General features: G+C 71.7%; 24 protein-coding genes. 10 read left to right on the top strand and 14 right to left on the bottom strand.

Going from position 1 to position 24,223, the window contains the following annotated elements:
* The first annotated feature begins 89 nt into the window (after window positions 1-89).
* From Sspor_RS28300 to Sspor_RS28285, 4 genes are read left to right on the top strand one after another with little or no spacing between them, the layout of a single operon-like run.
* The gene (locus Sspor_RS28300; protein ID WP_202201629.1) at window positions 90-1,082 is read left to right on the top strand and encodes a metal ABC transporter substrate-binding protein; all 993 of its coding nucleotides are present in this window, start codon (window positions 90-92) and stop codon (window positions 1,080-1,082) included.
* Between the two features lie 27 nt (window positions 1,083-1,109).
* Complete coding sequence (locus tag Sspor_RS28295) at window positions 1,110-1,904, top strand: metal ABC transporter ATP-binding protein (RefSeq protein WP_202203913.1); 795 nt, start codon at window positions 1,110-1,112, stop codon at window positions 1,902-1,904.
* Window positions 1,904-2,767 (top strand): metal ABC transporter permease, encoded by an 864-nt coding sequence (locus Sspor_RS28290; protein WP_202201628.1) that lies wholly within the window; start codon window positions 1,904-1,906, stop codon window positions 2,765-2,767. Before Sspor_RS28295 ends, Sspor_RS28290 begins: the two co-directional genes overlap by 1 nt.
* A gap of 42 nt (window positions 2,768-2,809) precedes the next feature.
* Window positions 2,810-3,238, top strand: coding sequence for a Fur family transcriptional regulator (locus Sspor_RS28285; protein WP_078626133.1), 429 nt, complete (start codon window positions 2,810-2,812; stop codon window positions 3,236-3,238).
* Here the strand turns inward: Sspor_RS28285 and Sspor_RS28280 are convergent.
* The 5 genes from Sspor_RS28280 to Sspor_RS28260 form a co-directional block, all read right to left on the bottom strand.
* Window positions 3,235-3,783 carry a YcxB family protein gene (locus Sspor_RS28280; protein WP_202201627.1) on the bottom strand — a complete coding sequence of 183 codons (549 nt, stop codon included), beginning with the start codon at window positions 3,781-3,783 and terminating at the stop codon, window positions 3,235-3,237. The two genes, Sspor_RS28285 and Sspor_RS28280, sit on opposite strands and share 4 nt — an antisense overlap.
* 49 nt (window positions 3,784-3,832) lie before the next feature.
* Window positions 3,833-4,651 carry an isoprenyl transferase gene (locus Sspor_RS28275; protein ID WP_202201626.1) on the bottom strand — a complete coding sequence of 273 codons (819 nt, stop codon included), beginning with the start codon at window positions 4,649-4,651 and terminating at the stop codon, window positions 3,833-3,835.
* Between the two features lie 11 nt (window positions 4,652-4,662).
* Window positions 4,663-5,409, bottom strand: coding sequence for a DNA repair protein RecO (recO, locus tag Sspor_RS28270; RefSeq protein WP_008739303.1), 747 nt, complete (start codon window positions 5,407-5,409; stop codon window positions 4,663-4,665).
* Between the two features lie 110 nt (window positions 5,410-5,519).
* Window positions 5,520-7,004 (bottom strand): nucleobase:cation symporter-2 family protein, encoded by a 1,485-nt coding sequence (locus Sspor_RS28265; protein ID WP_202201625.1) that lies wholly within the window; start codon window positions 7,002-7,004, stop codon window positions 5,520-5,522.
* A 629-nt stretch (window positions 7,005-7,633) separates the two neighbouring features.
* Window positions 7,634-8,329 carry a TerB family tellurite resistance protein gene (locus Sspor_RS28260; RefSeq protein ID WP_202201624.1) on the bottom strand — a complete coding sequence of 232 codons (696 nt, stop codon included), beginning with the start codon at window positions 8,327-8,329 and terminating at the stop codon, window positions 7,634-7,636.
* Between the two features lie 171 nt (window positions 8,330-8,500).
* On the opposite strand from Sspor_RS28260, the gene Sspor_RS28255 reads away from it, so the two are divergent.
* Complete coding sequence (locus tag Sspor_RS28255) at window positions 8,501-9,259, top strand: SDR family NAD(P)-dependent oxidoreductase (protein WP_202201623.1); 759 nt, start codon at window positions 8,501-8,503, stop codon at window positions 9,257-9,259.
* 77 nt (window positions 9,260-9,336) lie between these two features.
* On the opposite strand, the gene leuA is transcribed toward Sspor_RS28255, so the two are convergent.
* On the bottom strand, window positions 9,337-11,100 hold the full coding sequence (gene leuA, locus Sspor_RS28250) for a 2-isopropylmalate synthase (RefSeq protein ID WP_202201622.1): 1,764 nt from the start codon (window positions 11,098-11,100) through the stop codon (window positions 9,337-9,339).
* A gap of 366 nt (window positions 11,101-11,466) precedes the next feature.
* Here leuA and Sspor_RS28245 point away from each other — a divergent pair, with 366 nt between their 5' ends.
* The 4 genes from Sspor_RS28245 to Sspor_RS28230 all read left to right on the top strand — a co-directional run bounded on the left by Sspor_RS28245 (window position 11,467) and on the right by Sspor_RS28230 (window position 14,609).
* The gene (locus tag Sspor_RS28245; protein ID WP_202201621.1) at window positions 11,467-12,543 is read left to right on the top strand and encodes a M4 family metallopeptidase; all 1,077 of its coding nucleotides are present in this window, start codon (window positions 11,467-11,469) and stop codon (window positions 12,541-12,543) included.
* A gap of 9 nt (window positions 12,544-12,552) precedes the next feature.
* Window positions 12,553-12,822, top strand: a complete 270-nt coding sequence (locus tag Sspor_RS28240) for a protealysin inhibitor emfourin (RefSeq protein ID WP_202201620.1) — start codon at window positions 12,553-12,555, stop codon at window positions 12,820-12,822.
* Window positions 12,823-12,911: 89 nt separating this feature from the next.
* The gene (locus Sspor_RS28235) at window positions 12,912-13,730 is read left to right on the top strand and encodes a GNAT family N-acetyltransferase (protein WP_237404058.1); all 819 of its coding nucleotides are present in this window, start codon (window positions 12,912-12,914) and stop codon (window positions 13,728-13,730) included.
* Between the two features lie 207 nt (window positions 13,731-13,937).
* The gene (locus tag Sspor_RS28230) at window positions 13,938-14,609 is read left to right on the top strand and encodes an SAM-dependent methyltransferase (RefSeq protein ID WP_202201619.1); all 672 of its coding nucleotides are present in this window, start codon (window positions 13,938-13,940) and stop codon (window positions 14,607-14,609) included.
* A gap of 96 nt (window positions 14,610-14,705) precedes the next feature.
* On the opposite strand, the gene era is transcribed toward Sspor_RS28230, so the two are convergent.
* The 3 genes from era to Sspor_RS28215 form a co-directional block, all read right to left on the bottom strand.
* On the bottom strand, window positions 14,706-15,656 hold the full coding sequence (gene era, locus Sspor_RS28225; RefSeq protein WP_030384631.1) for a GTPase Era: 951 nt from the start codon (window positions 15,654-15,656) through the stop codon (window positions 14,706-14,708).
* Between the two features lie 986 nt (window positions 15,657-16,642).
* Window positions 16,643-17,938 (bottom strand): beta-xylosidase, encoded by a 1,296-nt coding sequence (locus tag Sspor_RS28220; protein ID WP_202203911.1) that lies wholly within the window; start codon window positions 17,936-17,938, stop codon window positions 16,643-16,645.
* A gap of 117 nt (window positions 17,939-18,055) precedes the next feature.
* The gene (locus Sspor_RS28215; protein ID WP_202201618.1) at window positions 18,056-19,111 is read right to left on the bottom strand and encodes a GlxA family transcriptional regulator; all 1,056 of its coding nucleotides are present in this window, start codon (window positions 19,109-19,111) and stop codon (window positions 18,056-18,058) included.
* Between the two features lie 71 nt (window positions 19,112-19,182).
* On the opposite strand from Sspor_RS28215, the gene Sspor_RS28210 reads away from it, so the two are divergent.
* Complete coding sequence (locus Sspor_RS28210; protein WP_202201617.1) at window positions 19,183-20,487, top strand: MFS transporter; 1,305 nt, start codon at window positions 19,183-19,185, stop codon at window positions 20,485-20,487.
* A gap of 81 nt (window positions 20,488-20,568) precedes the next feature.
* Here Sspor_RS28210 and Sspor_RS28205 read toward each other — a convergent pair whose 3' ends face one another.
* From Sspor_RS28205 to Sspor_RS28185, 5 genes are all read right to left on the bottom strand, one after another.
* Window positions 20,569-20,925 carry a cytidine deaminase-like protein gene (locus Sspor_RS28205; RefSeq protein WP_202201616.1) on the bottom strand — a complete coding sequence of 119 codons (357 nt, stop codon included), beginning with the start codon at window positions 20,923-20,925 and terminating at the stop codon, window positions 20,569-20,571.
* A gap of 67 nt (window positions 20,926-20,992) precedes the next feature.
* Window positions 20,993-21,355 carry an MmcQ/YjbR family DNA-binding protein gene (locus tag Sspor_RS28200; protein WP_202201615.1) on the bottom strand — a complete coding sequence of 121 codons (363 nt, stop codon included), beginning with the start codon at window positions 21,353-21,355 and terminating at the stop codon, window positions 20,993-20,995.
* Complete coding sequence (locus Sspor_RS28195) at window positions 21,352-22,656, bottom strand: hemolysin family protein (protein ID WP_202201614.1); 1,305 nt, start codon at window positions 22,654-22,656, stop codon at window positions 21,352-21,354. The genes Sspor_RS28200 and Sspor_RS28195 overlap by 4 nt, the downstream gene beginning before the upstream one ends.
* Window positions 22,653-23,150: an rRNA maturation RNase YbeY gene (gene ybeY, locus Sspor_RS28190; protein ID WP_202201613.1), complete on the bottom strand. Its 498-nt coding sequence runs from the start codon at window positions 23,148-23,150 to the stop codon at window positions 22,653-22,655. The genes Sspor_RS28195 and ybeY overlap by 4 nt, the downstream gene beginning before the upstream one ends.
* A gap of 13 nt (window positions 23,151-23,163) precedes the next feature.
* Window positions 23,164-24,210, bottom strand: coding sequence for a PhoH family protein (locus Sspor_RS28185; protein WP_202201612.1), 1,047 nt, complete (start codon window positions 24,208-24,210; stop codon window positions 23,164-23,166).
* Window positions 24,211-24,223 lie beyond the last annotated feature (13 nt).

Here is a 24,223-nt window from a genome sequence, read left to right as displayed (position 1 = left end):
TTCAAATCGGTTCCCCTTCCACGCCGCCCACCCGGGCCTCCCACCTGGGTTTTTGACAATCGTTTCCATCTTTGATGAAAATGGATGTCATGAACGTACGACGCCTCATACCCGCCGCCGCCCTCGCCGGAGCCGTCGCCCTCGGCGCCACGGCCCTGACCGCCTGCTCCGGAGCCGCTGCCGGCACCGGCGGCGGCAAGGACGGCAAGGTCGGCGTGACGGCGTCGTTCTACCCGCTGCAGTTCCTCGCCGAGCAGATCGGCAAGGACCACGTGAAGGTCGACGTCCTGACCAGGCCCGGCGTCGAACCCCACGACCTGGAGATCACCCCGAGGCAGACCGGGCAGCTCGGCGAGGCCGACGTGGTCCTCTACCTCAAGAGCCTGCAGCCCGCCGTCGACAAGGCCGTCGCCCAGTCCGGCGTGAAGAACATCGTCGACGCCGCGACCCTCACCGAACTGGAGGCGCACGGCTCCTCCGGCCACGACCACGGCGCCGAGGAGGCCCACGCCGAGGGCGAGGGCCACGACCACGACCACGATCACGGCCACGGCGAGGGCGCCCGGGACCCCCACGTCTGGCTCGACCCCGTCAAGTACGCGGAGATCGCCAAGGGCGTCGGCGCCTCCCTGGAGAAGGCCGACCCCGACCACGCGGCGGACTACAGGAAGAACACCGACGAACTCGTCGGCAAACTGACCGCGCTGGACACGGAGTTCAAGGACGGCCTGAAGAACACGACCTCCAGGACCTTCATCACCACCCACTCCGCCTTCGGATACCTCGCCGAGCGCTACGGCCTCGACCAGGAGGGCATCTCCGGCGTCGACCCCGAGTCCGAACCGAGCCCGGCCCGGATGAAGGATCTTCAGGCCGTCGCCAGGAAGGACAATGTCACCACCGTGTTCTTCGAGGCCCTGGCCAGCGACAAGACGGCCAAGACCCTGGCGACGGACACCGGCCTGCGGACCGACGTCCTGGACCCGCTCGAAGGAATCACCGACAAGTCCCAGGGCGCTGACTACTTCGAGGTCATGCGGTCCAACCTGAAGAACCTCCAGAAGGCGCTCGGAGCCAAGTAGATGACAGCAGCAACGGAGGCGCGAGCCATGCAGTCCACGCCAGGACGGTCCGCGGACCAGCCGCCCGTCATATCCCTGCGCGGGGCCACGGCCTCGCTCGGCTCGCGCCCCGTGCTGCGCGGGATCGACCTCACCGTGCACCGCGGCGAGGTCGTCGCGCTGCTCGGCGCCAACGGCTCCGGCAAGTCCACGGCCGTCCGCGCGGTCGTCGGCCAGGTCCCGCTGACCGACGGCTCCCTCAGCCTCTTCGGCACGGAGTTCAAGCGCTTCCGCGACTGGTCGCGCATCGGGTACGTCCCCCAGCGCACCACCGCCGCCGGCGGCGTCCCGGCCACCGTCCGCGAGGTCGTCTCCTCCGGCCGGCTCGCCCGCTCCCGCTTCGGCCTGCTGCGCAAGGCCGACAGGACCGCCATCGAGCACGCCCTGGCCCTGGTCGACATGGACTCGCACGCCGAGGTCTCGGTGGACGCCCTCTCGGGCGGCCAGCACCAGCGCGTGCTCATCGCCCGGGCGCTCGCCGTCGAACCCGAGCTGCTGATCATGGACGAGCCGATGGCGGGCGTGGACCTCGCCAACCAGGAGGTCCTGGCGAACGCCCTGCGCGCGCAGGTCGCCGCCGGCTCCACCGTCCTGCTCGTGCTGCACGAACTGGGCCCGCTGGAGCCCCTGATCGACCGCGCCGTCGTCTTGCGCGACGGCTGCGTCGTCCACGACGGCCCGCCCCCGGAGGCCGTGGGACAGCACGCCCTGCCCGGCCACGACCACGTACACCCCCACGCGGCGCACGACGCCGGGCCCCTGCGGACGGGACTGCTGAGCTGATGGACATCCTCGACTACGCCTTCATGCAGCGAGCGCTGATCGCGGCCGCCCTGGTCGGCATCACGGCGCCCGCCATCGGCACGTACCTCGTCCAGCGCCGCCAGGCGCTCATGGGCGACGGACTGGGCCACGTCGCCATGACCGGTGTCGCCCTCGGCCTCGTGCTCCAGACCAGCCCGGTCTGGATGGCCACCCTCGTCGCCGTCCTCGGCGCCGTCGGCATGGAGCTGATCCGGGCCCGCGGCAAGACCAGCGGGGACGTCGCCCTCGCCATGCTCTTCTACGGCGGCCTCGCCGGCGGCGTCATGATCATCAACCTCGGGGGCGGCCAGACGGCCAGCCTCCTGGGCTCCATGTTCGGCTCGATCACCACGGTCGCCGCCGAGGACGTGACCGCGATGGCGATCCTCGCCGCCTTCGTCCTCGCCGTGGCCATCGGCCTGCGCAGGCAGCTCTTCGCCGTCTGCCAGGACGAGGAGTTCGCCCGGGTCACCGGCCTGCCCGTGCGCGCCCTGAACCTGCTGATCGCGGTCACCGCCGCGATCACCGTCACCGTCGCGATGCGCATCGTCGGCCTGCTGCTGGTCAGCGCGATGCTGGTGATCCCGGTCGCCGCCGCCCAGCGCCTCACCCGCAGTTTCGCCGCGACCCTGGGCCTGGCCATGGCCATCAGCGTGACCGTCTCGCTGACCGGCACGGCGGCCACCTACTACATCAACGTGCCTTCGGGCGCGACGATCGTGCTGCTCGCGATCGGCGTCTTCATCGCGATGACGGCCCTCTCCGCCCCCCTGGCCCGGCGCCGGGCCAGAGCCTCGCTCGCGGCCGAAGAGGTCTGCACGCGCGACGATGTGAAGGTCTAGCGGGCTGGCACAATGGCCGCAGGCCTATACGAGGAGGAACCGGTGGCGACTGCGCCTGGCGAGATGAATACCGCGCCAGTACGAGGACGATCCACCCGGCAGCGGGCCGCGGTCGCGGCGGCGCTGGACGAGGTGGACGAGTTCCGCAGCGCCCAGGAGCTCCACGACATGCTCAAGCACCGTGGCGACTCCGTGGGCCTGACCACCGTCTACCGCACCCTGCAGTCCCTCGCGGACGCCGGCGAGGTCGACGTCCTGCGGACCAGCGACGGCGAGTCCGTCTACCGCCGCTGCTCCACCGGCGACCACCACCACCACCTGGTCTGCCGCAAGTGCGGCAAGGCCGTCGAGGTGGAGGGCCCGGCCGTGGAGAAGTGGGCGGAGTCCATCGCGGCCGAGCACGGCTACGTGAACGTGGCGCACACCGTGGAGATCTTCGGCACCTGCGCCGACTGCGCCGCCGCGGGCTAGAGCCGGCGCAGGTTCGCGTCCAGGACCGCCCGCAGCGCGTCGGCGTCGGCCGGTGCCTGGATCCCCCGCTTGGGCAGGACGGTCATGGCCACCGCCTGCTTGTCGTCGCTGAGCATGACGAACGCATCGGCCGTCTCCACGTACCTCGGCTGCGCGGCCCAGCCGATGCGCGACTCGCAGGACGCCGCCGTCACCAGGGCTCCCGAGCCGTCGATGACGGCCCGGGTCTCCCCCGCCCTCTCCAGCAGTCCGCGGAAGGCGCGTGCCTGGAGCCGCGGGCCGAACAGGGTGATCACCCACAGCAGCAGGCCGGCGCCCATCATGCCGAGCGGCGCCCCGGCGACGGTCCCGTCGGTCACCACCACCAGCACTCCGACGCCCATGCCGAACGTCCCCCCGACGGGAAACAGCCATCGCTTGCGCCGCCCCGCCGCCGTGTGCGCGTCCCGGGCACGGAGTGCCTGCGCGATGTCCGCCGTGGTGGTCCGGTATACGAGCTCGACGGTCCGCTCGTCCGGCCGGACCACCTGGTCATTCGTGTTCATGACAGCGGACCCTACCGGCGGGGCGGCCTCCGGCGGATACCGGCCCGTGTCAGGCGGTGGGCTCCGGCTGGTTCGGGAGGGCGCCGCCGAAGCGGCGGTCGCGCTGGGCGTATTCCAGGCAGGCCCGCCACAGGTCACGGCGGTCGAAGTCGGGCCACAGCACGTCCTGGTAGACCATCTCGGCGTACGCGCTCTGCCAGATCAGGTAGTTGGAGGTGCGCTGCTCGCCGCTCGGGCGCAGGAACAGGTCCACGTCCGGCATGTCCGGGTAGTAGATGTACTTGGCGAAGGTCTTCTCGTTGACCTTCGACGGGTCGAGCCTGCCCGCCGCCACGTCCCGGGCGATGGCCTGCGCCGCGTCCGCGATCTCCGCGCGGCCGCCGTAATTGACGCAGAAGTACAGGGTCATGGCGTCGTTGTCGACGGTCTGCTCCTGCGCGACCTGGAGCTCCTGGACGACCGACTTCCACATCTTCGGCATGCGGCCGACCCAGCGGATGCGGATGCCGAGCTCGTTCATCTCGTCGCGGCGGCGGCGGATGACGTCACGGTTGAAGTTCATCAGGAAGCGGACCTCGTCGGGCGAGCGCTTCCAGTTCTCCGTCGAGAAGGCGTAGAGGGAGAGGTTCTTGACGCCCATCTCCAGGCAGCCCTTGAGCACGTCGAGCACGACGCCCTCGCCGACCTTGTGGCCCTCGGTGCGCGGCAGGCCGCGTTCCTTGGCCCAGCGGCCGTTGCCGTCCATGACGATCGCCACGTGGTTCGGGACGAGCTCGCCGGGGATCTTCGGGGGGACCGCACCGGAGGGGTGCGGCTCGGGAACCTTGTACTCCCGGCGAGAGCGTCCCAGAATCCCGCGTCGTGCCATGTGTCCAGCTCCTATTTCTCGACGTATCGCAGGGAGCGTAGCCCGCGCTCCAGATGCCAGTGCAGATAGGCGGAGACCAGCCCGCTGCCCTCCCGCACATGACGCGCCTCGCACGCGTCGGCATGCCCCCAGTCGCCCGTCAGCAGGGCGCTGAGCAGGGCGATGGCCTCCGATGAGGGTACGACGCTCCCGGGCACCCGGCAGTCCCCGCATATGACCCCGCCCGCGGCGACGGAGAAGTGCCGGTTGGGTCCGTGGATGCCGCACTTCGCGCAGTCGTCGAAGCTGGGCGCGTAGCCGTTGACGGCGAGGGAGCGCAGCAGGAAGGCGTCGAGGATGAGGTGGGGCTCGTGTTCACCGCGGGAGAGGGTGCGCAGGGCTCCGACGAGCAGCAGGTACTGCTGCACCGCGGGCTCGCCCTCGTTCTCGGTGAACCGCTCGGCGGTCTCCAGCATCGCGGTGCCGGCGGTGTAGCGGGCGTAGTCGGTGACGATGCCGTTGCCGTACGGGGCGATGATCTGGGTCTGGGTGCAGAGCGGCAGGCTGCGGCCGATCAGCTCGCTGCCGCGGGCGAAGAACTGCACGTCGGCGTGGGAGAAAGGTTCCAGCCCGGCGCCGAATTTGGACTTCGTGCGCCGGACCCCGCGGGCGACGGCCCGCACCCGGCCGTGGCCGCGGGTCAGCAGCGTGATGATGCGGTCCGCCTCACCCAGCTTCTGGGTGCGCAGCACGATGCCGTCGTCGCGGAACAGGCTCATGCGCCCATTGTCCCGTACGGCGACGCAACGGCGGGCAGGGTGTCCCCGCCGTGAACGGCAGCGGCCCCGGCCGGGCGCGGGGCCCGGCCGGGGCCACCCCCTTGGGAGGGTCAGGAGGCCGGTGTCCGGGCTGCTTCGCCCTCACCCGGCTGGGCCGGTACGGCTGCTGAGGAGTCCGTGTCCGCCTCCGCGGCCTGGGCGGGCAGTTCGACCTCGACCTCGGGGGCGTCGTGGGCGCCTTCCTTGCCCAGGCCGTTGAAGACCAGGTTGAGGACGATGGCGGCCGTGGCACCGAGCGTCACACCGCTGTTGAGCAGCGAGGACAGGTCCGGGTCCATGTGCTTGGAGAAGAGGACCGGGACGGTCGCGGGGAGCAGGGCGAAGGCGAGGGAGACGCCGACGATCAGCGCGTTCTTCTCCTCCTTCAGGTCCACCTTGGCCAGGGTCTGGATACCGGCCAGGGCGACCATGGCGAACATGACGGTCGCGGCGCCGCCGAGGACTCCGTGCGGGACGCCGGCGACGATCGCGGCGGCCTTGGGCAGCAGACCCAGCACGATCATGAAGACACCGGCGGCGACGACCACGAACCGGCTCTTCACCTTGGTCATCCGCACCAGGCCGACGTTCTCGGCGAAGGCCACGTACGGGAAGGAGTTGAGGACACCGCCGAGGGCGGTCGCGGCACCGTCGGCACGCAGGGCGCGGGCGACGGTCTCGCTGTCGACCTCCTTGCCGACGATGTCACCGACGGCGTAGGTGTCGCCGGTCGTCTCGACCATGGTGATCAGCATGACGATGAGCATCAGGACGATCGGGAACCACTCGAACTTCGGGGCGCCGAAGTGGAAGGGGGTGGTGATGCCGACCCACTCGGACTTGCTCACGTCGCCGAACTTCGCGTCGCCGAGCAGGAAGGCGACGGTGGTGCCGACGACCAGGCCGAGGAGGATCGAGATGCTGGAGAGGAACGGCTTGCCGATCTTCATCAGGATGAGGATGAAGAGCATCGTGCCGCCGGCGTAGGCGAAGTTCTTCGGGTCTCCGAAGTCCGGGCTGCCGAGGCCGCCGGCCGCGTCGTTGAGACCGACCGGGATCAGGACGATGCCCAGCACGGTGATCACCGTGCCGGTCACGACCGGCGGGAACAGCCGCATCACCGTCCGGAACGCCTTGGCCGGCAGCCAGGCGAAGGCGAAGGTGGCGATACCGGCGGTGATCACCGCGCCGTAGATGACCAGCAGGGCCGCGGTACCGCCGCCGGCGCCGAGGCCTATGGCGATCATCGGGGAGACCGCGGTGAAGGTCACGCCCTGGATCAGCGGCAGGCGCGCACCGATCCGGCCGATGCCCCAGGCCTGGATGATCGAGGCGATACCGCAGGTGAAGAGGTCCGCGTTGATCAGGTAGACCAGCTGTTCAGGGCTCAGCTTCAGCGCGTTGCCGACGATGATCGGGACGATCACCGCGCCGGCGTAGAAGGCGAGTACGTGCTGGAAGCCGTACAGCGCGAGCTTGGGGAGGGGGAGCACCTCGTCGACCGGGTGCGTGCTCTGCTCTCCGTCGGTGGAAAGCCGGGCGGCGACACGTGCCATCTCAGCCTTGCCCTTCAAGGTAGGTAAGTGAGAGGAGATCTGGTTGTCCCTGGACGTAGTGGGTCGCTAACCCGTTGGTACGCCGGGGTTGTCAGTGCGTTCACGGTGACGTGAACCGAAGCCGCGCTGTGGGGACTGCGCCGTCTTGTCGTGTGACCGGAATTGAACGCCTGTGGGTGGCCTCACACATATCGTCGACTTCGACAAACTGTTGACGTTCAGGCCACCCCGATCTGTAGGTTTCTCCAGTGGTGCGGAGTCCTCGGCAGGGGTATGCGCACCGTGGTGCGCAGCCATGCGCACCCGCCCCGCGCCCGCCCAGGACATCCACGGTGACGTGCGGATACGTGGTGTGCGGCCCTTCGGAGGGGCACACCCGAAGGCGCGGTTCCGGCCGTCCGACTGGTGGACACTTCGGGAACCGAGCGTGCGCCTGCGCCCTTCACATGGCGTTCACACGCCCCGAATCAGGCCCTGCGAGGCCGGATCGTTACGTCGCGGAAGGCCGTTTCGGACGGAACGGGCCGCTCCGGAGTCCACGGATCGGACACGAGCGGCCCCGGGCGAGGAGTTCGCGCGGGGCCGCTCGTGTGAGATCCGGGAACCACGTGCCTGACGGCGCATCGCCCTCAGGGCGCGCGTACCGCCGACAGCAGCCGGGTCACCTCGTCCGTGTCGATCCGCAGCGCCGAGCCGACCGTGGCGAGCACCTCGCGCTCGGCCGGGGTGTACGGGCCGTCCGCGAGCGCGATACGGGCCCCCTGGAGCAGGATCGATTCCCGGCCCGGGCCGGCCAGGTGCGGGGCCAGCGGTTCCAGGGCCTCGTGGAGCTCTATCGACAGCGCGGCCCCGCAGCACTCCGGGACGTCGTACAGGCCGAGCCGGCCCTCGTCCGAGGACAGCGCCTCCACGAGGGACTGCAGCTGCTCCTCGGTGCAGTCCTGGAAGCCCGCGGTCCGTACGGCGCCCACCGCGGCCTCCAGCGCGCCCCGCGAGGCCGTTCCGCCCGCGGTCAGTACGGCCAGCGCCACCGTGTGCACGGCGTCCCGCAGGAGGGCGGTGAAGCGGGTCGTGGTGAGGTGGTCCAGGACGTCGGTGGCGAAGCGCGCACGGCAGCCCTGGCACTCGATGACGGGCCCGGCCTGCCCGCGGGGCAGCAGCGGCACACCGAGGACGGTGAACCGGCGCCGTCCGGTCCGCCTCCGGTAATTGCGGTCCCCACCGCAGGCGGGGCAGAAGAACTCCCCGTCACCCACGGTGCTCCAGGTGGTACGGGTGCCCCAGACCGTCAGCTTCCGGCCGTCCCCACCCCGAACTGGCAGCACGTCGCACCTCCGTAACCTTCCGGCAACATCGCCGGGTGGGCGTGATGTTAGCCACATCGATGAGGATGCGTCAGCCGTGTGACAAGACAACATGTGCCGGGCCCCGGACTTGGCCGGTCTGCGTCCCCGGCGTCCCCCCGCCCCCTCCCCGTTCCCTCTAGGGTTCGCCGCATGAACGAGAAGTCCTGTCTGGTCACCGGTGCCGCGAGCGGGATCGGCCGGGCAACCGCCCTGCTGCTGGCCCGCTCCGGGGCCCGGGTGACCGCGGCCGACATCAATGGCCCCGGGGTCGAGGCCCTGTGTACGGAACTGGCCGACGAGGGGTGCGCGGTCACCGCGGTCACCGGTGACGTCGCCGATCCCGAGTCCAATCGCGCGATGGTCGCGGCCGCCGTCGGGGCCTACGGGCGCCTGGACGTCGCCGTGGCGAACGCCGGGGTGCTCCCCCTCTCCGACGTACGCGAGACCAGCCCCGAGGACTGGGACCACGTCATGGCGGTCGACGGCCGCGGAATGTTCCTGACCTGCAAGTACGCCATCGAGGCGATGACCGCGCAGCCGCGCCCCGGCGGGGCCCTGGTCTGCGTGTCCTCGATCTCGGGGGTGGCCGGGCAGGCCCGCCAGGCCGCTTACGGACCCGCGAAGTTCGTGGCGTCGGGGCTGACCAAGCACCTCGCGGTGGAGTGGGCCGCGCACGGGATCCGGGTCAACGCGGTGGCACCGGGAACCATCCGTACGGAGCGGGTGATCGCGCTGAAGGACGAGCCGGGCGGGCCGGAGTACCTGACTGAGGTCGAGGCCGCCCACCCGATGGGCCGGCTCGGCGAGCCGGAGGAGGTGGCCCGGGTCATCGCCTTCCTGGCCTCGGACGCGGCCTCGTTCGTGACGGGCGTGATCCTGCCGGTGGACGGCGGCTACCTGGCCCGCTGAGCCCGTCCCCGCCCGGGCGGGGACGACGGAACCCCGCCCCCTCCGGAAGGGAGGGGGCGGGGTTCACGTACGGGGGATCAGCGGCCCGCGCGGTTGACGGCGGAGATGACCGCCTTCAGGGAGGCGCGGGTGGTGTTGGCGTCGATGCCGATGCCCCACAGGACACGGCCCTCGATCGCGCACTCGATGTACGAGGCGGCCACGGCGGAGGCGCCCTCGCTCATGGTGTGCTCGGAGTAGTCCAGCAGGCGGGCGTCGACGCCGATGCCGGCCAGCGCGTCGAAGAAGGCCGAGATCGGACCGTTGCCGGTGCCGTTCAGGACCGTCTCCACACCGTCCACGACCGCCTCGACGGTCAGCGTGTCCGTGCCGTCCTTGTCGGTGGCCGTCGAACCGGAGCGCAGCTGGATGCGGCCCCACGGGTTCTCCGGGTTGGGCAGGTACTCGTCCTCGAAGACCGACCAGATCGCCTTCGGCGTGACCTCTCCGCCCTCGGAGTCGGTCTTGGCCTGGATGATCCGGGAGAACTCGATCTGCATGCGGCGCGGCAGGTCCAGCTTGTGGTCGTTCTTCAGGACGTACGCGATGCCGCCCTTGCCGGACTGCGAGTTGACCCGGATGACCGCCTCGTAGGAGCGGCCGACGTCCTTCGGGTCGATCGGCAGGTACGGGACCGCCCACTCGATGTCGTCGACGGTCTTGCCGGCGGCGGCCGCGTCGGCCTCCATGGCGTCGAAGCCCTTCTTGATGGCGTCCTGGTGGGAGCCGGAGAAGGCGGTGTAGACGAGGTCGCCCGCGTAGGGGTGGCGCGGGTGGACCTCCATCTGGTTGCAGTACTCGCTGGTGCGACGGATCTCGTCGATCTGCGAGAAGTCGATCTGCGGGTCGATGCCCTGGGAGAACAGGTTCATGCCCAGGGTGATCAGGTCGACGTTGCCGGTGCGCTCGCCCTGCCCGAACAGGCAGCCCTCGATGCGGTCGGCGCCGGCCATCAGGGCCAGTTCGGCGGCGGCGACGGCGGTGCCGCGGTCGTTGTGCGGGTGCACGGAGATGCAGATGTGCTCGCGGCGGGTCAGGTTGCGGGCCATCCACTCGAAGCGGTCCGCGTGCGTGGACGGCGTGGAACGCTCCACAGTGGCGGGCAGGTTCAGGATGATCTCGCGGCCCTCGGCCGGCTGCCAGACGTCACAGACGGCCTCGCAGACCTCCAGGGCGAAGTCCAGCTCGGTGTCGGTGAAGATCTCCGGGCTGTACTGGTAGCCGAAGGTGGTCTCGGGACCCAGCAGCTTCTCGGCGTACTCCATGACCAGGCGGGTGCCGTCGACGGCGATCTGCTTGATCTGCTCCTTGGAGCCGCGGAAGACGACCCGGCGGAAGGTCGGGGCGGTCGCGTTGTACAGGTGGACGGTGGCGCGCTTGGCGCCGACCAGGGATTCCACGGTCCGCTCGATCAGGTCCTCGCGGGCCTGGGTCAGTACGGAGATGGTGACGTCGTCCGGGACCGCGCCCTCTTCGATGATGGAGCGCACGAAGGCGAAGTCGGTCTCGCCGGAGGAGGGGAAGCCGACCTCGATCTCCTTGTAGCCCATGCGCACCAGCAGGTCGAACATCTCGCGCTTGCGGGCGGGGGTCATCGGGTCGATCAGCGACTGGTTGCCGTCGCGCAGGTCGGTGGAGAGCCAGCGGGGGGCCTTGGTGACGCGGGCGTCCGGCCAGGTGCGGTCCGGGATGTCCACCTGCTCGTAGGAGCCGTACTTGTGGATCGGCATCCCGGAGGGCTTCTGGGAGTGGGTCGCGTTCGTGATGGGCGTGGGGCGACCGACAAAAGGCTGCTGGCTCATGGCGTTGGGCTCCTCGCGTGTCCGCGTGTAGTTCGCTGGGACGGCCGACGGCGGTAGTGAAAACCGCAACACCAAACTCCGCGGGGAGGGGGTCGGCCTACGACTACAGACCCTCGCCGCGGCAGCTAAGGAGAAGCAGCCCGAAACGCATGATGGGCCGAGCCTAGCCGAGCCGCGCCGTATCGCGAGGACCTGTTTCAGTATGCAAGACCCGAGGGTCCGATTTGCACCAAATGTGAGCCAAGCCTCGTTTGCTCCATCCGGGTCCGGTCATTCCGTCAATCCGGCGCCGCCGCTTTCAGACAAGCGAATGAATCATGGTCGCAGGTAGTGACAGCGTCATGACCCACTGCCACATTGCCGGGCATGGATGCCTCCCACGCACACCGCCATCACCCCGTCTTCTGCACCGTCGTACCGCCGCACCTCCTCGACAAGGCCGCCCGGTCCGAGGACTCCCGCCGCGCCGACCTCGCCCAGCGCACCCTGGAACGCGACTCCCTGCTGCGCACCCGGCGGCGGGTCACCGCCGTCCGGGGAATCGTCCCCGCCCTCGCCGCACCGGCCTCCGACGATCCGGACCGGACCGTCTACGACGCGCAGCACCGCACCCGGCTGCCCGGGAAGAAGGTCCGGGGCGAGGGCGACCCGCTGAGCAAGGACGCCACCGTCAACCGCGCCTACGCCGGGCTCGGCGCCACCTACGAACTGTTCCTGAAGGGCTTCGGGCGGCGCTCCATCGATGACGCCGGTCTCGCCCTGGACGCCACCGTCCATTACAGCGAGGACTACAACAACGCCTTCTGGGACGGCCAGCAGATGGTCTTCGGGGACGGGGACGGCGACCTCTTCCTCGACTTCACGGTCTCCGTGGACGTCATCGGGCACGAGCTGACCCACGGGGTCACCCAGTACACGGCGAACCTGACCTACCACGGCCAGTCCGGGGCCCTGAACGAGTCGATGTCCGACGTCTTCGGCTCGCTGATCAAGCAGTACTCGCTGGAGCAGACGGCCGAGGAGGCCGACTGGCTGATCGGGGCCGGGCTGCTCGGCCCGAACGTCACCGGGGTCGCGCTGCGCTCGATGAAGGCGCCGGGGACCGCGTACGACGACGACGAGCTCGGCAAGGACCCGCAGCCGGCCACCATGGACGGCTACGTGACCACCCACAGCGACAACGGCGGGGTCCACATCAACTCGGGCATCCCCAACCACGCCTTCTACGTCGTGGCGACCGAGCTGGGCGGCAAGGCCTGGGAGCGGGCCGGACAGATCTGGTACGACACCCTGACCGGCGGCGACCTCGCCGAGAACGCGGACTTCGCGGACTTCGCGCGGCTCTCGACGGCGGCGGCCGTGACCCGGTACGGGCACGGCGGCGCGGAGCACCAGGCGCTCCAGAAGGCGTGGTCCGCGGTGGGTGTCCCGCTCGCGGGGTAGACGGCTCCCATGCGCATTCAGGTGATACGGACGGGCGGCTTCGCGGGCATCGAGCGCCGGGCCGAGGTGGACACCGCGGGCCGGCCGGACGAGGACGAGTGGCGGGCCCTGGCCCAGCTCGCGCTGCGGCCCGCTCCGCCGGGCGACCCGGCGGACCGGGTACGGGACGGCTTCTCCTACCGGATCACGGTGGACGGCCGCACGGTGGCCTGCGCGGAGCCGAACCTGTCGGAGTCCCAGCGGGCACTGATCTCGCGCGTACTGAAGGAAGGCGCCTGAGGGAAGGCGCCTGACGGAAGGCGCCCGACCAGGCCTGAGCGGCCCGGAAAGAAGGTGCCCCGGCAGCGCCGCTTTGTTTGGATGACCGGATGACCGACCACATGATCGATTCAACGCTGTCCGAGCTGGAGCGCTACTACGACACGGTGCCGCGGGTGGGCGGGGCCCGCGGCGAGGACTTCGGGCCGCTGACCCTGTTCGTCCAGGAGGGCGCGGGCTGGCCGTACTACGCGCGGCCCGCGCTCGGCGGGTCCGCGGCGACCCCGGCCGACGTGCGGCGGGTACGGGAGCGCCAGCGGGAGCTGAAGGTGCCGGAGGCCTTCGAGTGGGTGGCCGAAACCAGCCCCTCGCTGCGGGCTGCCGTGGAGGCCGCGGGGCTCCATGTCCACGCGCACCCCCTGATGGTGCTGGACCCCGCGGCCGAAGCCCTTCCCCCGCACCCGGAGGTCCGGCTGCTCGGGTCCGACGACCCGTTCCTGACCGCCGCGGTGACCGTACCGGCCCTGGCCTTCGCGGCCCCGGGAACGGCGATCGGCGAGGCCGGCCCCGCGGAACTGGCGGCGGCGATGACGCAGCCGTCGGCCGAGGAGGGCCGCGCCCGGGTGTCCGCCAAGCTGGCTGCGGGCACCGCGGCCATGGCCGCGGCCGTACGGGACGGTGTGGTGCTCTGCTCGGGCCTGTACAACCCGGTCGGGGACGTCGTGGAGGTCGTGGGCGTCGGCACCCTTCCGTCGGCCCGCCGCCAGGGCCTGGCCCTCGCGGTGACGGCCGCGCTCGTCGCCGAGGCCCGGGCGCGCGGGGCCCGTACGGTCTTCCTCTCGGCGGGCGACGAGGACGTGGCGCGCGTCTACGCCCGCATCGGCTTCCGCCGGGTGGCCACGGCCCTGATCGCCGAACCCGCGGAGTGATCCGCCGACTCACGCGGCTGTGGGAAGCCCGCCGGGCAGGAGCCGGGCCCGACCGGGCGCTCGAACCTGCCGGGGCGGAGCGGGGCGGGCACGCGCGGTTCTGACGCCGTCGGATTCCTCTTTGCCGGGTCGGCAACAAAGTTTGCCGTAGGTCGTGGGGCGGGCGCAGCATCGGCCGTACCGGCACCCGTACTGGAAGAGGGACCCATGACCGAGCACGCGCACACCGGCACGCACGCCCACCACCACCCCGCTCCCGGGACGGAGGCGGGCGAGGAGTTCTGGGACGGCCGCTACGGGGAGAGCCACCGCATCTGGAGCGGCGAGCCCAACGCCATGCTCGTGCACGAGGTGTCCGCCCTCGCCCCGGGCCGGGCCCTGGACCTGGGGTGCGGGGAGGGTGCCGACGCCGTCTGGCTGGCCCGCCGCGGGTGGACGGTCACCGGGACCGACATCTCCGGGGTCGCCCTCGGCCGGGCGGCCGAGCACGCGGCGCAGGCCGGGGTCGCGGACCGCGTGTCCTTCGCGCGGCACGATCTGACGGAGACCTTCCCGCAGGGGGAGTTCGACCTCGTCTCGGCGTGCTTCCTGCACAACTACGGCGACTTCCCCCGGGACGCCGTCCTGCGCGCGGCGGCCTCGGCGGTGGCCCCCGGCGGCACCCTGCTGGTGGTCGGCCACGCGGGCTGGGCGCCGTGGCAGGAGGAGCGGGAGGAGGCGCACTTCCCCACGCCCGAGGAGGTCCTCGCGCAGCTGGAGCCGGTCACGGCGGACTGGGAGGTGCTGCGGGCCGAGGAGACCGAGCGGGTCCAGAACCAGCCCGACGGCACGCCCGGAACCCGTACGGACAACGTGGTGCGGGTGCGTCGGCCCGCATAGGCGGACGCACGGACGGACAGACAGCCGGACGCGGCCCCCGATCGGGGGCCGCGTCCGTGCGTGTGCCGGTGTCGGCGCGTCGTGCTGTGCCGTGCGTCAGAAGCCGAGCTTGCGCAGCTGCTTGGGGTCCCGCTGCCAGTCCTTGGCGACCTTCACGTGCAGGTCGAGGAAGACCGGGGTGCCGAGCAGCGCCTCGATGTGCTTGCGCGACTTCATCCCGACCTCCTTCAGGCGGGAGCCCTTCGGGCCGATGATGATGCCCTTCTGGCTCGGCCGCTCGATGTAGACGTTGGCGTGGATGTCGAGCAGCGGGCGGTCCGCCGGACGGTTCTCGCGCGGGATCATCTCCTCGACGACCACGGCGATGGAGTGCGGGAGCTCGTCCCGTACGCCTTCCAGCGCGGCCTCGCGGATCAGCTCCGCGACCATGACCATCTCGGGCTCGTCGGTGAGGTCGCCCTCCGGGTACAGCGGCGGGCTCTCGGGCAGCAGCGGCGCGATCAGGTCCGCCAGCAGCTGGACCTGGGTGTCGCCGACCGCCGAGACCGGAACGATCTCGGCCCACTCGAAGCCGAGCTCGGCGCCGAGCTGGTGCACGGCCAGGAGCTGCTCGGCCAGCTGCTTGGACTCGACCAGGTCGGTCTTGGTGATGATGGCGATCTTGGGGGTCTTCTTGATCCCCGCCAGCTCCTTGGCGATGAACTTGTCGCCGGGGCCGAGCTTCTGGTCGGCCGGCAGGCAGAAGCCGATGACGTCGACCTCGGCCCAGGTGGTCCGTACGACGTCGTTGAGGCGCTCGCCGAGCAGGGTGCGCGGCTTGTGCAGGCCCGGCGTGTCGACGAGGACGAGCTGGGCGTCGGGGCGGTGCACGATGCCGCGAACGGTGTGGCGGGTGGTCTGCGGCCGGTTGGAGGTGATCGCGACCTTGGTGCCCACGAGTGCGTTGGTGAGGGTCGACTTCCCCGCGTTGGGGCGGCCGACGAAGCAGGCGAACCCCGCACGGTGCGGGGCGGTGGACTCGGGGGAACGATCGCTCATACGGGCCATTCTCCCCGATGCGGCTCCCAGCGCCGACCAGATCACGGCGGCGAGGGCCGGAACAGCCGTCAGCGCGGGGTACTCGGCATGGCCCGCACGGCCCTGAGCTGTGGTTCCGTCGGCCCGGGCGCGAACGGTGACCTCGGCCCATTCCGCTCTGGGCGCGCCCTCCCAACGGGCGCTGAGCCGTACTTCCTGACCCGGCAGCAGTTCGGCGGGCAGCCCGCCGGCCTCGCGGGCGAGGAGGGGGCGGCCGAGGGCGCCGGTGGCGGTGAGGGTGGCCCGGGGGTGGAGGGTGACGTTGCCGGTGTTGTGGAGCGTGTACGAGATGTCCGCGCCGGAGCCGCGCCGTTTCACGGTGACCCCGCGGACGGCGAGGGCGGGGGCGGTGGGGCCGGTCACCCGCAGGTACAGCCGGGCGGCGACGGCCTGCTGTACGCCGATCCCCCGGCCGGTGCCGGCCGCGGCGGCGGGCCGTTCCTCCAGGGCCACGACGGCGCCGGGATGGTCCCCCGGCTCCGCCCGTTCGGGGACGGTCACGGTGAAGCCGACGGCGACCGACGCGCGGGCCGCCACGGTGACCCGTTCCCGGTCGAGCTTCGCCCACGCGGCGGTGGCCAGCCGCGGCTCGTCGGGTCCCCGCAGGGCGAAGCCGCCGTCGCGGGCGGTGTTGTAGGCGTCGGCGGCGTAGAGGCGGAAGGTGCGGGGGCGGTCACCGCGGTTGGTGAGGGTGACGGCGTCGGCGACGGACTGGCCGGGCTCGGCGGCGAGGTAGAAGCAGGGCCGCTGCCCGACGGTGTTCGCGACGGGCAGCACGGACCACGGCCCGTTGTCCGACGCTCCGGCCGTTCCGCTGAGCCCGACGACGATCGGCAAGGTCGCCCCGGCGAAGGCGAGCGCTGCGCGGAGCCGTCCTCTGCCCGCCCTTCCACCGTTCCCCGGGCTCCGCCCGGACCCGGTCCTCAAACGCCGGACGGATGCGGCCCCGCCAGGCGTCATGACAGGGTCAGGGTCAGGACCGCCGTGTACGCGCCCGGCGGGGTGTACGGCGGCACCCGCAGGGTCACCGTGGCGTCGATCGTGAAGGTGCCGCCGACCAGCGGGGCGTCCGGGGCGGAGGCCAGGAGCGCGCCTTCCGGACCGACGACGCCCGCACTGCCCGGCGTACAGGTGCTCCGGCTGCCCTCGGCCGCCACGCACCTCGGGGTCCAGGACAGGGAGGCGCCCGGGATGCGGATCCCGCCGGGTCCGGTGAAGTCGGTGACCTTGCCGATCAGGGACCAGCCGGCCGGTCCGCCGCGGGCGTCGGTGACGGTCACCGTCCCGATCCGGCCCGGGGCCGCGCCGCCGTCGCCGTAGGACACGGCGCCCAGGGTGATGTCCTCGCCCGTCTGGGTCATGCCCAGGACGCCCGGCTCGACGGTGGCGGTGACCTTCTGCGTACCGGAGGACGGCGGCGGAGCGGCGTCGACGACCGTGTACGCGGCCGGGCCCGAGCCCTGGCGCGCCGACCAGGCGGCGCCCTCGTAGGCGATCACCGCGGTGGTGGCCCTGTCCGTGACCGGCAGCTCGACCAGGGCCGTACCCAGGCCGTCGGCGGTGGCGCTCGCCCGGTCGGCGGTCTCGGCCGCGCCGGCCCGCCCGGCCACGGTGACGGCCGCGCCCGGCGGGAAGCCGGCGGCGGTGACCTTGACCCTGGCGCCCGGCCTGCCCTGGGCCGCGCCGAGGAACACGCTGCGCAGGTTGGCCGTCGGCAGCGCGGTCGCGGTCAGGCGGGCGGAGACGGGGGCGGCGGACCCGGCGTCGGCGGTGCAGGTGGTGTCGAGGTCCAGCCCGTGGCTGGTGTGCAGGGTGTAGCCGCCCGGGGCGAGCGTGGTCTCGCCGGGCGCGGTGACCGTGAAGGTGCCGGTCATCGTGACGGCGGGAAGGGCCGCGCCCGCCGGGACGGGGTCGTTGCGCTTGGCCCCGACCACGGTGACCTCACCGCTCTGGGCGCCCGCCAGCAGGATCCGGCCGGTGGGGGTCAGGGAGTCGGCGGGGAGTTCACCGCCGACCGGGTTGACGGCGGGCGTGCGGAGCACCTGGTAGGTGACGGTGACGGTGTCGCCGACCTGCGGGGCCGGGTTGTCGACGGCGATCCGCGCGGTGGTCGGCCCGTCCGCGGGCGGCAGCCCGGCCTCCTGGGGCGCCGGGCAGTGGGTCGGGAAGTCCACCCGGCCGGGGAGCGTCTCCCCTTCGGCCGCGGCGGGTGCGCCGAGCGCGCCCCCGGTCCTGGCCGCCAGCACGGCCATTCCCACGGCCGCCGGCCATCTCCGCTTCCGCGCCGCTGTTCGCACTGCCCGCCCCCTGGGTTCCCGCGCGCCCGAGCCCGGCGCAGGGGGCCATTCACAGGTGGGGGGCGGGAGAAGTCAATGCACGGGTCCGGCATCAACTGATGGCCCATCAGAACATGGCAGGTTGTCCGCCGGGCCGGTCCCGCCCGCCGCCCGGAAGGTGCGGCGGTAGGCGGTCGGGCTCACCCCCAGCGCCGCCTGCACGTGCTTGCGCAGCGACTGGGCGGTGCCGAAGCCGCTGTCCCGCGCCACCTGCTCCATCGGCAGCTCCGTCTGCTCCAGCAGCCTGCGGGCCAGCTCCACCCGCCGGCCGACGATCCACTGGCCGGGGCTGACGCCCGACTCCTCACGGAACCGGCGCGTGAAGGTCCGTACCGACATGGCCTCCTGCCGGGCCAGATCGGTCAGCCGGAGCGGTTCGTGCAGCCGGTCCAGCACCCATGCGCGGGCCGCGGTGGTGGTGGCGAGCTGCGGCTCCGGCATCGGGCGCGCGACGAACTGCGCCTGCCCGCCCTCCCGGTGGGGCGGTACGACGGTCCGCCGGGCCACCTCGTTGGCGACGGCCACGCCGTGGTCGCGGCGCACGATGTGCAAGCACAGGTCGATGCCGGCGGCGACTCCGGCCGAGGTCAGCACGTCCCCGTCGTCGGTGTAGAGCACGTCCGGGTCGACCCGGACGGCCGGGAAGAGCCGCTGGAAGTGCTCGGCGGAGGCCCAGTGGGTGGTGGCGGGGCGCCCGTCCAGGTAGCCCGCGGCGGCGAGCACGTAGCCGCCCGTGCAGATGGAGACGAGCCGGGTGCCGGGCCGGATGTGGGCGAGGGCCGCCGCGAGCTCGCCGGTCAGCCGGCCCTCCTCGTACGCCGGACCCAGCTCGTACGAGGCCGGCACCACCACCGTGTCGGCGGTGGCCAGCAGCTCCGGACCGTGCTCGACGTGGATCGCGAAGTCGGCGTCCGTGCCCACCGGCCCCGGGGCGAGCCCGCACGTGAGGATCTCGTACAGCGGCCGCCCGGCCGGGTCCTTGGCCCGCCCGAAGATCCGGTGCGGGATGCCGAGCTCGAAGGGCAGCAGCCCGGCGAGGGCGAGGACGACGACGCGATGGGCCTTCTGCTCCGGCTTCAGCGACTCCATGGCCCGATCGTAGCGAAGCATGACAGTCAAGCCACTTTCGTACGGTCCCCCGGTGGCCGGAAGCTGTCGGCGTGACCCAGACAGCCCCGGCCTCCACGGCCGCCCCGCCCGGCCCCGGACCGTCCGCCCGCATCCACCGTGCCTGGTTCGTCGCCGCCGTCGCCTTCGTGACGATCATCGGCGCGGCCGGCTTCGCGTCCCTGCCCGGACTGCTCATCGAGCCGCTGCACGCGGAGTTCGACTGGTCGCGCGGCACCATCGGCCTCGCCGTCTCCGTCAACCTCGCGCTGTACGGGCTCACCGCGCCCTTCGCCGCCGCCCTGATGGACCGCTTCGGCATCCGCCGGGTCGTGGCCCTGGCCCTGCTCGTCATCGCCTCGGGCTCGCTGGCCACGGTGTGGATGACGGAGCCCTGGCAGCTCGTACTGTTCTGGGGCGTCCTCGTGGGGCTGGGCAGCGGCTCGATGGCCCTGGCCTTCGCGGCGACGGTGACGAACCGCTGGTTCACCGCCCGGCGCGGCCTGGTCACCGGCGTCCTGACCGCGGCCGGGGCCTCCGGCCAGCTGGTCTTCCTGCCGCTGCTGGCCTGGCTGGTGGACCACCACGGCTGGCGCCCCGCGACGGTGACGGTCTCCCTGGCCGCCCTGTCCGTCGCTCCCTTCGTGTGGCTGCTGATGCGCGACCACCCGGCGGACGTGGGACTCGCGCCGTACGGCGGCACGTACGTCGAGAAGCCGGCCCCGACGCCGGGCGCCACCCGGCGCGCGCTGCGGGTACTCGTCGGCGCCGCCCGGACCGGGCCCTTCTGGCTGCTGGCGGGCACCTTCGCGATCTGCGGCGCCTCGACCAACGGCCTGGTCAAGACCCACTTCGTGCCCGCCGCGCACGACCACGGCATGCCGGTGACGGCGGCCGCCGGGCTACTGGCGGTGGTCGGCGTGTTCGACGTGATCGGCACGGTAGCGTCGGGCTGGTTCACCGACCGCTTCGACTCCCGGCGGCTGCTGGCCGTCTACTACGCCCTGCGCGGGGTCTCGCTGCTCTTCCTGCCGATCCTGCTGGCGCCGTCGGTGCGGCCGCCGCTGGTCTTCTTCATCGTCTTCTACGGCCTGGACTGGGTCGCGACCGTCCCGCCGACGATCGCCCTGTGCCGCGAGCACTACGGGGAGGACGGCGCGATCGTCTTCGGCTGGGTCCTCGCTTCGCACCAGGTCGGCGCGGCGGCGGTGGCCTTCCTGGGCGGCTTGACCCGCGACCTCACCGGCTCGTACGACACCGTGTGGTACGCGTCGGGCGCGCTGTGCGCGGTGGCCGCGCTCATGGCGATGACGATCCGCCGGCGGCCTCGGCCGGCCGGCCCGCTCCTGGTCCAGTAGCCTCGCCGACGCCGCCGATCCCGGCTGGGCCAAACTCAGCCGGGCCCGGCGAGGCTGAAAACGGTTGGTCCCGCCGGGAGGCTACTGGCCCGCCGGAGTGGTGGACTTCAGGGTGCCGTCCGGGGCCGCCAGCAGGACCGGGGTCTCCGGGCCGCCGAGGTCGCGGACGGCCGCGCGGTCGGCGTCGGCCGGGGCGTCGGCCGTGCTGACGACGGCCGCCGCCTCCAGGGACCGCGCCCCGCTCGCCACGGCCATCGCGACCGCGGTCTGCAGGGCGCTCAGCTTCAGGGAGTCCAGCGCCACCGTCCCGGCGACGTACGTGCGGCCCGTCTCGTCCCGCACCGCCGCCCCCTCGGGCACCTCGTTACGGGCCCGCGCGCTGCGCGCCAGCGTGATGATCTTGCTGTCTTCGGGGTCGATCCCGGTGGTGTCGGTCATGGTCGAAAGCATAGGGAGCCGCCCCGCGCCCCCGCACGACCACCCCACCGCCAGGCCGAGGGCACCGCTACGGCCGGTCCAGCCGCAGCCGTTCGGCCTTCGGCAGGCCCGCGACCACCAGGTCGTACGAGTCCTCCACCAGCTCCCGCACCAGCCGGTCCGGCAGGCCGCCGGGCCCGCCCACCGTCACCGTGTTCCAGTGCCGCTTGTTCATGTGGTAGCCCGGCACGATCGCCGCGTGCTCCTCGCGCAGCCGCACCGCCAGCTCCGGATCGCACTTGAGGTTGACCTTGAGCGGCTCCCCGTCCAGCGCCGACAGCGCGAACACCTTGCCCAGTACCTTGAACACCGAGGTCTCGGGCGTGAAGGGGAACTCCTCCACCGCCGCGTTGAAGTCCAGACAGAACGCGCGCAGCTGCTCCGGGGTCACTCGCCCTCCTCCCCCGCGGCCTCCGCCGCGGCCACCGGCTCCACCAGGACCGTCACGATCTTGTTCCGCCGGCCCGCCGGGGACTCGGCCGTCAGCCGCAGCGGACGCCCGTCCGGCAGTTCCACCACCGAGGAGGCGCCGGCGATCGGTACCCGCCCCAGCGCCTTGGCCAGCAGGCCGCCCACCGTCTCCACGTCCTCGTCGTCGAAGGCCTCGACCTTGAACAGCTCACCGAGGTCGGTGATGTCCAGCCGCGCGGTGACCCGGTAGCGGTCCTCGCCGAGGTCCTCGACCGGCGGGAGCTCGCGGTCGTACTCATCGGTGATCTCGCCGACGATCTCTTCGAGGATGTCCTCGATGGTGACGATGCCGGCCGTGCCGCCGTACTCGTCGATGACGACGGCCACGTGGTTGCGCACCTGCTGCATCTCGCGCAGCAGGTCGCCCGCGTTCTTGGTGTCCGGCACGAAGACGGCCGGCCGCATCGCGGTCGAGACCAGGTCGGCCTCGGCCTCCCGGCTGATGTGCGTCTTGCGGACCAGGTCCTTCAGGTAGACGATCCCGACTATGTCGTCCTCGTTCTCCCCGGTCACCGGGATGCGGGAGAAGCCGGACCGCAGCGCCAGCGTGGTCGCCTGACGGACCGTCTTGTACCGCTCGATGCAGACGAGGTCGGTGCGCGGCACCATCACCTCGCGCACCAGCGTGTCGCCCAGCTCGAAGACCTGGTGCACCATGCGGCGCTCGTCGTCCTCGATGAGTGATTCCCGCTCCGCGAGGTCCACCATCGCGCGCAGCTCCGCCTCCGAGGCGAAGGGCCCCTTGCGGAATCCCTTCCCGGGGGTGAGCGCGTTGCCGATGAGGATCAGCAGCTGCGGGATCGGCCCCATGATCCGGGCCAGCGGTACGAGGACGTACGCGGCCGCCGTCGCCGTGTTCAGCGGGTGCTGGCGGCCGATCGTGCGCGGGGAGACGCCCACGGCGACGAAGGAGACGAGCACCATGACGGCGATGGCCACCAGCAGCGCGGTCCAGTTCTCGCCGAACTCGTCGAGGCAGACATAGGTGACGAGCACCCCGGCCGCCATCTCGCAGGTGACCCGGACGAGCAGGGCCACGTTGAGGTAGCGCGTGGGGTCGCCGGCGACCTGTGCGAGCTTCTCGCTCCCGCGCCGGCCCTCCCGTACGGCCTGCTCGGCGCGGAAACTGGAGATGCGGGCGATGCCGGACTCGGCGCAGGCCGCGAACCAGGCCACGACCACGAGCAGCACCGCACCGGTGATCAGCTGGGGGGCGTTCACGAGACGGTCGGAGCCGGGGACGGACCGGTCATGCCGCGCTCACCGCGCCAGCCGTCGACGATGGCCGCCTGGAGGCCGAACATCTCGGCCTTCTCGTCCGGTTCCTCGTGGTCGTAACCGAGCAGGTGCAGCACTCCGTGGACGGTCAGGAGCTGGAGCTCCTCGTCCATGGAGTGCTGCGTCGGGGCGTCCTCGCCCTGCCTCTTGGCGACCTCGGGGCAGAGCACGATGTCGCCGAGGAGCCCCTGCGGGGGCTCCTCGTCGTCCTTGGTCGGCGGACGGAGCTCGTCCATCGGGAAGGACATGACGTCGGTCGGGCCGGGCAGATCCATCCACTGGATGTGGAGCTGCTCCATGGCGTCCTCGTCGATGACGATGACGGAGAGCTCGGAGAGCGGGTGGATCCGCATCCGGGTGAGCGCGTAGCGGGCGATGTCGAGGATCGCCTGCTCGTCGACCTCGGTTCCGGACTCGTTGTTGACGTCGATCGACATGGTGCGCTGGGTTCTACTTCCGCTGGTGGCCGTTCGCGCCGGCCTGCTGGCTGTCGTCGTACTTCTCGTACGCGTCGACGATACGGCCGACCAGCTTGTGCCGGACGACATCCTCGGACGTGAGCCGCGAGAAGTGGATGTCCGGGACCCCTTCCAGGATGTCCTGCACCTGGCGCAGACCGCTCCTGGCGCCACCCGGCAGGTCGACCTGGGTGACGTCACCGGTGATCACGATCTTCGAGTCGAAGCCGAGCCGGGTCAGGAACATCTTCATCTGCTCGGTGGTCGTGTTCTGCGCCTCGTCGAGGACGACGAACGCCTCGTTCAGGGTGCGTCCGCGCATGTACGCCAGGGGAGCCACCTCGATCGTGCCCGCGGCCATCAGGCGCGGGATCGAGTCGGGGTCGATCATGTCGTGCAGCGCGTCGTAGAGCGGGCGCAGGTACGGGTCGATCTTGTCGAAGAGGGTGCCCGGCAGGAAGCCGAGCCGCTCCCCCGCCTCGACGGCGGGCCGGGTCAGGATGATCCGGCTGACCTGCTTGGACTGGAGGGCCTGGACGGCCTTGGCCATGGCGAGGTAGGTCTTGCCGGTACCGGCGGGGCCGATGCCGAAGACGATCGTGTTCTTGTCGATCGCGTCGACGTACCGCTTCTGGTTGAGGGTCTTGGGGCGGATGGTGCGGCCGCGGCTGGAGAGGATGTTCTGGGTGAGCACCTCGGCGGGCGTCTCGGCAGGTCCGTCACCGTTGCCGTTGCCGCTCGCCTTGAGCATGGCGATCGAGCGTTCCACTGCGTCCTCCGTCATCGGCTGCCCGGTGCGGAGCACCAGCATCATCTCGTCGAAAAGCCGCTGGATCAGGGCGACTTCCGCCGTCGCACCGATCGCGCTGACCTGATTGCCCCGAACATGGATGTCGGCCTTCGGGAAGGCCTTCTCGATCACGCGCAACAGGGCGTCGCCCGAGCCGAGCACGGTCACCATCGGGTGTGTGGACGGAACGGTGAAGTGGGCTCGCGCCTGCCCCGGCGCAGGGATGTGGGCTGTCGGTGTCTGAGTCATGGGCCGGCACTGT

Source organism: Streptomyces spororaveus, from assembly GCF_016755875.1.
In the GTDB taxonomy this organism is placed as follows: Bacteria; Actinomycetota; Actinomycetes; order Streptomycetales; family Streptomycetaceae; genus Streptomyces; species Streptomyces spororaveus.
The sequence above is the reverse complement of the archived record's forward strand: the minus strand, read 5'-3'. Positions and strand labels throughout refer to the sequence as shown.

Bases quoted from the DNA above. Each gene is read 5' to 3' on its own strand.
- Sspor_RS28300 (WP_202201629.1), top strand. From the start codon at position 90: ATGAACGTACGACGCCTCATACCCGCCGCCGCCCTCGCCGGAGCCGTC.
- Sspor_RS28295 (WP_202203913.1), top strand. From the start codon at position 1,110: ATGCAGTCCACGCCAGGACGGTCCGCGGACCAGCCGCCCGTCATATCC.
- Sspor_RS28290 (WP_202201628.1), top strand. From the start codon at position 1,904: ATGGACATCCTCGACTACGCCTTCATGCAGCGAGCGCTGATCGCGGCC.
- Sspor_RS28280 (WP_202201627.1), bottom strand. From the start codon at position 3,783: ATGAACACGAATGACCAGGTGGTCCGGCCGGACGAGCGGACCGTCGAG.
- Sspor_RS28275 (WP_202201626.1), bottom strand. From the start codon at position 4,651: ATGGCACGACGCGGGATTCTGGGACGCTCTCGCCGGGAGTACAAGGTT.
- recO (WP_008739303.1), bottom strand. From the start codon at position 5,409: ATGAGCCTGTTCCGCGACGACGGCATCGTGCTGCGCACCCAGAAGCTG.
- Sspor_RS28265 (WP_202201625.1), bottom strand. From the start codon at position 7,004: ATGGCACGTGTCGCCGCCCGGCTTTCCACCGACGGAGAGCAGAGCACG.
- Sspor_RS28255 (WP_202201623.1), top strand. From the start codon at position 8,501: ATGAACGAGAAGTCCTGTCTGGTCACCGGTGCCGCGAGCGGGATCGGC.
- leuA (WP_202201622.1), bottom strand. From the start codon at position 11,100: ATGAGCCAGCAGCCTTTTGTCGGTCGCCCCACGCCCATCACGAACGCG.
- Sspor_RS28245 (WP_202201621.1), top strand. From the start codon at position 11,467: ATGGATGCCTCCCACGCACACCGCCATCACCCCGTCTTCTGCACCGTC.
- Sspor_RS28240 (WP_202201620.1), top strand. From the start codon at position 12,553: ATGCGCATTCAGGTGATACGGACGGGCGGCTTCGCGGGCATCGAGCGC.
- Sspor_RS28235 (WP_237404058.1), top strand. From the start codon at position 12,912: ATGACCGACCACATGATCGATTCAACGCTGTCCGAGCTGGAGCGCTAC.
- Sspor_RS28230 (WP_202201619.1), top strand. From the start codon at position 13,938: ATGACCGAGCACGCGCACACCGGCACGCACGCCCACCACCACCCCGCT.
- era (WP_030384631.1), bottom strand. From the start codon at position 15,656: ATGGCCCGTATGAGCGATCGTTCCCCCGAGTCCACCGCCCCGCACCGT.
- Sspor_RS28220 (WP_202203911.1), bottom strand. From the start codon at position 17,938: ATGGCCGTGCTGGCGGCCAGGACCGGGGGCGCGCTCGGCGCACCCGCC.
- Sspor_RS28215 (WP_202201618.1), bottom strand. From the start codon at position 19,111: ATGGAGTCGCTGAAGCCGGAGCAGAAGGCCCATCGCGTCGTCGTCCTC.
- Sspor_RS28205 (WP_202201616.1), bottom strand. From the start codon at position 20,925: ATGACCGACACCACCGGGATCGACCCCGAAGACAGCAAGATCATCACG.
- ybeY (WP_202201613.1), bottom strand. From the start codon at position 23,150: ATGTCGATCGACGTCAACAACGAGTCCGGAACCGAGGTCGACGAGCAG.
- Sspor_RS28185 (WP_202201612.1), bottom strand. From the start codon at position 24,210: ATGACTCAGACACCGACAGCCCACATCCCTGCGCCGGGGCAGGCGCGA.